Genomic DNA, 6,978 nt, shown 5'->3' with positions numbered 1-6,978 from the left:
CGCCAACCTCGTCCGCGTGGATTATGCGCGGGCCAAGGGGCGGTTCGACCTGGAGGAAGGTCTGCAATCCGCCAAGCCCGCCCCCGGCGACGACGGCAAGCCCGAAGCGCGCGTCGGCGATTTCGAAGGGGCCTATGGCGCGGCACCGGTCAAGCTCGACGCCGAATATACCACGCCCGACCACAGCCATGCGATGATGGAGCCGTTCGCCTCCACCGCGCGCTGGGACGGTGACCAGCTCACCATCTGGACGTCGAACCAGATGGTCGACTGGGGCCGCGGCGACCTTGCCAAGACGCTGGGCATCCCGAAGGACAAGATCAACCTGCAATCGCCCTATGTCGGCGGCGGGTTCGGTGGAAAACTGTTCCTGCGCGCCGATGCGGTGCTGGCGGCGCTGGGCGCGAAGGCGGCGAAGCGGCCGGTCAAGATCGCGATGGCGCGGCCGATGATGGCCAACAACGCCACCCACCGCCCGGCCACCCGCCAGCGCATCCGCATCGGGTGCCAGCAGGATGGCACGATCACCGCCATCGCGCATGAAAGCGGTTCGGGCGATCAGCCCGATGGCGGCCCCGAGGCAGCGGTCAACCAGACGAAACTGCTCTATGCCGGCGCGAACCGTCTGGCGGCGATGCGGCTTGCCGTGCTCGACCTTCCCGAAGGCAATGCGATGCGCGCGCCGGGCGAAGCGCCGGGCATGATGGCGCTTGAGGTCGCGATGGACGAAATGGCGGAAAAGGTGGGCATGGACCCGGTCGCGTTCCGCATCAAGAACGATACGCAGGTCGATCCCGCCAATCCGAACAAGCCCTTCTCGCAACGCCAGCTGGTCCGCTGTTTGACCGAGGGGGCCGAGCGGTTCGGATGGGCCAGGCGCAATCCGAAGCCGGGGCAGGTCCGTGACGGCAAATGGCTGCGCGGTGTCGGCATGGCCGCCGCCTTCCGCAACCATGTCAACATGAAGTCTGGCGCGCGGGTGCGGCTCGACGGCGGCCGGGTCGTGGTCGAAACCGACATGACCGATATCGGCACCGGCAGCTACACGATCCTCGCCCAGACCGCCGCCGAGATGATGGGCGTGTCCGTAGACGCGGTCGAGGTGCGCCTGGGCAACAGCGCCTATCCGGTGTCGGCCGGTTCGGGCGGGCAATGGGGTGCGCCCAACAGCACCGCGGGCGTCTATGCCGCCTGCGTCGCGCTGCGCAACCAGGTCACGGCGAAGCTCGGCATGGGTGCCGATGCGGTGTTCGAGGGCGGCCAGGTGACCGGCGGCGGACGCTCCGTGGCGCTGCGCGATGCCGGCAACCTGAGCGCGGAAGACAAGATCGAGTTCGGCGCGCTCGACAAGCAATATGCCTTCGCCACCTTCGGCGCGCATTTCGTCGAGGTCGCGGTCGATGCCTATACCGGCGTGACGCGGGTCCAGCGGATGCTGGCGGTGTGCGCCGCCGGGCGGATCATCAACCCGATCTCCGCGCGCAGCCAGGTCATCGGCGCGATGACGATGGGCGTCGGATCGGCGCTGATGGAGGAACTGGCGGTCGACAAGCGCTTCGGCCTGTTCGTCAACCACGACCTCGCCAGCTACGAAGTGCCGGTCCATGCCGACATCCCGCATCAGGAAGTCGTGTTCCTCGACGAGGCCGATGACAAGGCCAACCCGATGAAGGCGAAGGGCGTCGGCGAACTGGGCCTGTGCGGCGTCGGCGGCGCGGTCGCCAATGCGGTGTACAATGCCACCGGCATCCGGGTCCGCGACTATCCGATCACGCTGGACAAATATCTGGACAGGCTGCCGGCGGTAGTCTGAGCAGAGTGATCGATCGTCAGGCACGCACGTCACCCCGGACTTGATCCGGCGTGACGTGCGTGAGCCCTACCCCTCCAGCGGCGGCCAGAGGCGGGCGGCGTGGATCAGCACGAGGATCCATATCGTGTCGCCCGTGACTTCGTAGACGAGGCGATAGCGGCGGTGCGGGGTCAGTTCGCGGGTTCCGGGCAACTCGCCTTCATGGCCGGACAAGGGAAAATCGGCCAGGGACGCGGCGGCATTGCCGAAGCGTTGGTCGAGTTCGATGGCGGCGGCGGGATCGCGTTCGACCAGATAGGTCCAGATCGCCAGACGATCCGCCTCCGCCTGCGGCGTCCAGCGGACCTTCACTTCAGCGCGGCACGGCGGGCGGCGAAGTCTGCTTCTACGGCGTCATTGCTGCGCCCGACTCCAGCGTTGCTGGCGGTGCGGGCGGCGGCGACCTTGCGGGCCAGGAAGTCGCCCTGTTCCTGCCGCGCCGCTTCGCGCTCGATATAGCCGCGCATCAGTTCACGCACGACCTGCGATGCCGGGCGATGACTCGCCTCGGCGGCGGCCATGAATGCCGCGCGCAGATCGGGTTCGAGCTTCATGGTGAACACGGCGGCTTTCGACAAGATCGGTCTCCGATGTGGTAATGACGACGTATATACGCGCAGCTATCTCTTCGCAACAAACACGTCGCTTGAATCAAACCGCGCAATCGCTTGCCCGATTGAAGCTCCTCATGGCATATCCGGCATAACAGGGTTCAAACTGGCGGGTGCTGCGCAGCATGAATGCAATTACGGCACAGATCGGCGATCTGGCGGACGCCGGTGAACGGATGATCGAGCGGCTGCGGCGCAAGGCGTTCCTGCCCGAAAGCCGCAAGGGCCTCAACGTCCGCTTCGGCATTGCCGAGGCCGCGCAACTGCTCGGCTGTTCGACCAACCGCATTCGCATGGCCGAGGAGGACGGGCGCCTGCCCCCCGCCCCCGCCGCCGATAATGGCCGGCGCCTGGGCTATAGCGTCGAGGAATTGCTGCACATGCGCGACGTGCTGGGGGCCTCCCCTGCCCGCGCGCCGCTCGACGTGCCGGCGGTCATCGCGGTGCAGAATTTCAAGGGCGGCGTCGGCAAGTCGACCGTCACCACCCACCTCGCCCATTATTTCGCGGTGCAGGGATATCGCGTGCTGGTCGTCGATTGCGACAGTCAGGCGACGACGACGACGCTGTTCGGCTTCAACCCGCATTTCAACATCACGCGCGAGGAAACGCTCTACCCCTATCTGTCGATCGACCCGACGCAGAACGACCTGTCCTATGCGGTCAAGTCGACGCCATGGCCCAATGTCGACCTGATCCCGTCGAACCTCGAACTGTTCGACGTCGAATATGAACTGGCGGCGGCGGGATCGGACGGAGCGTCGGTGCTGGCGGCACGGTTCCGCAAGCTGAAACAGGGGCTGATCGACCTCGCGCGGCATTACGACATCGTGCTGCTCGACCCGCCGCCCGCACTCGGCACGATCAGCCTGGCGGTGATGCAGGCGGCCAATGCGCTGCTGGTACCGCTGGCGGCGACGACGCCCGATTTCTGTTCGACGGTCCAGTTCCTGTCGATGATGGACCAGGTGCTGCAGCAATTGGGCAGTGCGGGGATCGAGGTCGATTACAGTTTCGTGCGGCTGATCTGTTCGAAGTTCGACGGCAACGATCCGTCCCACGCGATGGTGCGCGCGATCATGGAGCAGAGCTTCGGCCCGGCCCTGCTGCCGGTCCCGATCCTCGAATCGGCCGAGATCAGTCACGCCGCGATGCGGATGATGACGGTCTACGAGCTGGAAAGGCCGATCGGCACCCCCAAGACGCACAAACGCTGCCGCGCGAACCTCGACGAGGCGATGGGGCAGATCGAGCAGCTGGTCCGGCAGGGTTGGGGCCGCGTGACGCCGGCGAGCGAGGAGGAGGTGGTCCATGCGGCGGCGGTTTGACAGCGCAAAGCGCGGCCAGCGAGCGCGCAGCGCAAGCTTGCTCAAACCGCCCGGCCGACGGGCCGGCAGCCCGATCGACGGGTTCGCGCAGGCGGACCCGGCGGGGTTTCGTGACGCCCTCCGCGTACCCCCGCGCAGGCGGGGGTCCAGGGTAACGATAGGACTGCGTGTATGGCTCTGGACCCCCGCCTGCGCGAGGGTACGGCGTGGTTGGGGGGCCGTCGCTACTCCGGCGAATGTCACTGTCGGCGACGCGTTTCGATTTGCGTGGACCGGACGCTTTACCGCCCCCTCTTTCCTACAACACCGAGTTCTGCATATGTTCCGCGCGGAGGTACCCCATGGCGCGTAAGCAATCCGATTATTTGGCCGCGTTGCTCGACGACGGCCCGGCCGACACCCCCGCCCCCGCCCCGACCGAGCGCGGGTCGGAGCGACTGCGCGGCACGACGTTGCTGGGTCGCGAATCGGCGCTGGCGCGGGTGGCGTCGGGCGAGGTGCGGCAGGTGACGCAGCTGCTGCTCGACCCGGCGCGGGTGCGGATCTGGCCGGGCAATGCACGCTCCTATGCCCATCTGACCGAGGCGGGGTGCCGCGAGCTGATCGATTCGATCATCGCCGAGGGCGGGCAGAAGGTGCCGGCGGTGGTCCGGCGGGTCGAGGGCGATCCGGCGCATGATTACGAGGTGATCGCCGGCACGCGGCGGCACTGGTCGATCTCGTGGCTGCGCGCGCACAGCTATCCCGACATGCAGTTCGTGGCGCAGGTCGCGACACTGGACGACGAAGCGGCGTTCCGGCTCGCCGATCTGGAAAATCGGGCGCGCGCCGATGTGTCGGACCTCGAACGCGCGCGCAATTATGCGGCGGCGCTGAAGACCCATTATGGCAACCACGCCACGCGCATGGCGGAACGGCTGAAGCTGTCCAAGGGTTGGCTGTCGAAGATGCTGCGGGTAGCCGCGCTGCCCGATGCGGCGATCGCCGCCTTCGCCTCGCCCGCCGAGGTGCAGCTGAAGGGCGGCTATGCTCTGGCCCAGGCGCTGGAGGATCGGGTGCAGGCACCGCTGATCCTCGCCGAGGCGAAGATCGTCGCGCGCGAACAGGCGGCGGCACGGGCGAAGGGCGACGCGACCCTGCCGGCCGCCGACGTGCTGAAACGGTTGCTCGAGGCGCCGTCGCGGGGGGATGCGAAGGCGACGCCCCATTTCTGGACCCTGCCGTCGTCGGGCCGGCCGGCGATGACCGTGCAGTCGGCCAACCGGCAGGGCGTGACGCTGCGGCTCCACGCCGGATCGGGCGCGAGCGTCGACGAGCTGGCAGCGGGACTGCGCATCATCCTGACCGAGCTGGAGGCGCAGGGGCGGGGGCTGCAGCGGTGATAGGCGAAGTTTCCCCGGGGAAACTTTCGGGCGGCACCGCCCGGCGGGTGCGGCTGATCGGCGCGGCATCGCAGCGGCCCGCCCCTTCGCGCGCGTTGCAGCCTAGCTTGCACCCATCCGCTCGCTCGCCGGGATGTGCGGATGTTTCCCCGGGGAAACTTTGCAACCTTTCCCCGCGCGGGTCGCGCCGTGGCGGACCGGCGGATCGCTATCGATCGCGCGCCCCCCTGCCCTGCCGCCCGAAAGTTTCCCCGGGGAAACTTTTCAGGACAGCCGCATGACCCGCGCCGCATCGGAGAAGGTCAGCGAACAGTTCGACCTGTTCCTCCCCTATCTCGCCGACCTGCCGCTTCGCGACCAGCGCGAGATGATGGAGCGGCCGTTCTTCAGCCTCGCCAAGTCGAAACGAGTCAAGCCGATCGATTACCAAAGCCCCGATGGCAAGCTGTGGGTGCATGTGTCGGCCAATGCCGATTACGGCATGGCGACGATCTGGGACGCGGACATCCTGATCTATTGCGCCAGCGTGCTGGCCGATATGGCCAGGCGTGGGGTCAACGACGTGCCGCGCAAGCTGCACCTGATGCCGTACGACCTGTTGCGCGCGATCGGGCGGCCGACGACGGGGCGCGCCTATGAACTGCTGGGCCAGGCGCTCGACCGGTTGGTGGCGACGACGATCAAGACGAATATCCGCGCAGAAAACCGGCGAGAAGCAACGTTCAGCTGGCTGGATGGCTGGACCCAGCTGGTCGATGAAAAGACCGAACGGTCGCGCGGCATGACGATCGAACTGTCGAACTGGTTCTGGGAAGGGGTGATGATGACCGGCGGCGTGCTGTCGATCGACCGCGCCTATTTCGACCTGACCGGCGGGCGCGAACGCTGGCTGTACCGCGTCGCGCGCAAACACGCCGGCGGCGCGGGCGACGCGGGGTTCACGATATCGATGCCGACCCTGTTCGAGAAATCGGGCGCCGAAGGACAATATCGCCGCTTCAAGTTCGAGATCGCCAAGATCGCCGAGCGCGACGAACTGCCCGGCTATACGCTGGCGCTGGAACAGGGCGAGGGCAAGCGCGAGCCGTCGCTGCGGATGCGCCGGCGTAACGATGCGCTGCGCACCGCCAGCGTGTCCCCTGCCCCCGCCCCTGCCCCCGTTCCCGCCGTGGCACCGATGGGGAAGCCCGCCCCCTCGCCCGAACGGACCGAGGAACTGGTCGATGCCGCCGCGATGATCCGCGCCTCGATCCGGGGACTGGCGGCACGCGCGCAGGATGGCGAGATCAGCACGCAGACTCTGGAGCTGCTGCGCGGCGAATGTCCGGGCTGGGATTATCATCAGCTCCACGCCGAATTCCGCGCGTGGATCGATGGCGACCCGTCGCGGACCCCGGTCAATTACCAGGCGGCGTTCATCGGCTATGTCCGGCGCTTCGATGCCAAGCATCGCCACGAACTGGGGCGCTAGCGGCCGGAAGCCTATGTGTTGCGCGGCCTGAGTGGGCAGGCGTGTCGCGTCATTCGGACCCTTTGCCGAGAGTTCGATCCCCCCGCCGCAAGCCATCGCCCCGGCGCAGGCCGCGTCTCCCGCGGCACCTGCCACCCGCATTCAACCCAGTCCGATCCGCCCAAGCGTTCCCGAAGTGTCGGCTATCTTGGGCCGCCGACAACGCCCCTGTCCCGTTGCCGGACAGCCTGCGCCCGGTTTGAACGAGTTCATCGCGATGCCGGTTGGAATTGATTCAAACGCGCGCCGCATTTTGCTCGTCGATGGCAACCTTCGACACTCCGGGAACGCGGCC

General features: G+C 67.3%; 6 protein-coding genes. 4 read left to right on the top strand and 2 right to left on the bottom strand.

All coding sequences use genetic code 11. The features are described from left to right. The coding region (locus MF609_RS18565; RefSeq protein ID WP_242417564.1) for a xanthine dehydrogenase family protein molybdopterin-binding subunit at positions 1 to 1,813 on the top strand (1,813 nt) is incomplete at its 5' end. A 66-nt stretch (positions 1,814 to 1,879) separates the two neighbouring features. Here MF609_RS18565 and MF609_RS18560 read toward each other — a convergent pair. Together MF609_RS18560 and MF609_RS18555 are read right to left on the bottom strand one after the other, a co-directional pair. Beyond that, complete coding sequence (locus tag MF609_RS18560; protein ID WP_242417563.1) at positions 1,880 to 2,164, bottom strand: type II toxin-antitoxin system RelE/ParE family toxin; 285 nt, start codon at positions 2,162 to 2,164, stop codon at positions 1,880 to 1,882. Beyond that, positions 2,161 to 2,430, bottom strand: coding sequence for an antitoxin of toxin-antitoxin stability system (locus MF609_RS18555; protein ID WP_242417562.1), 270 nt, complete (start codon positions 2,428 to 2,430; stop codon positions 2,161 to 2,163). The genes MF609_RS18560 and MF609_RS18555 overlap by 4 nt, the downstream gene beginning before the upstream one ends. 158 nt (positions 2,431 to 2,588) lie before the next feature. On the opposite strand from MF609_RS18555, the gene MF609_RS18550 reads away from it, so the two are divergent. The 3 genes from MF609_RS18550 to MF609_RS18540 all read left to right on the top strand — a co-directional run bounded on the left by MF609_RS18550 (position 2,589) and on the right by MF609_RS18540 (position 6,644). Further along, positions 2,589 to 3,791 carry an AAA family ATPase gene (locus tag MF609_RS18550; protein WP_242417566.1) on the top strand — a complete coding sequence of 401 codons (1,203 nt, stop codon included), beginning with the start codon at positions 2,589 to 2,591 and terminating at the stop codon, positions 3,789 to 3,791. A gap of 341 nt (positions 3,792 to 4,132) precedes the next feature. Beyond that, positions 4,133 to 5,173, top strand: coding sequence for a ParB/RepB/Spo0J family partition protein (locus tag MF609_RS18545; RefSeq protein WP_242417561.1), 1,041 nt, complete (start codon positions 4,133 to 4,135; stop codon positions 5,171 to 5,173). Between the two features lie 277 nt (positions 5,174 to 5,450). Continuing rightward, on the top strand, positions 5,451 to 6,644 hold the full coding sequence (locus tag MF609_RS18540; RefSeq protein ID WP_242417560.1) for a replication initiator protein A: 1,194 nt from the start codon (positions 5,451 to 5,453) through the stop codon (positions 6,642 to 6,644). Positions 6,645 to 6,978 lie beyond the last annotated feature (334 nt).

The sequence above is a fragment of the Sphingomonas panni genome (genome assembly GCF_022664435.1).
GTDB lineage: Bacteria > Pseudomonadota > Alphaproteobacteria > Sphingomonadales > Sphingomonadaceae > Sphingomonas > Sphingomonas panni.
Note: the sequence above shows the minus strand (reverse complement) of the source record. Positions and strands in the feature narration are given on the sequence as shown.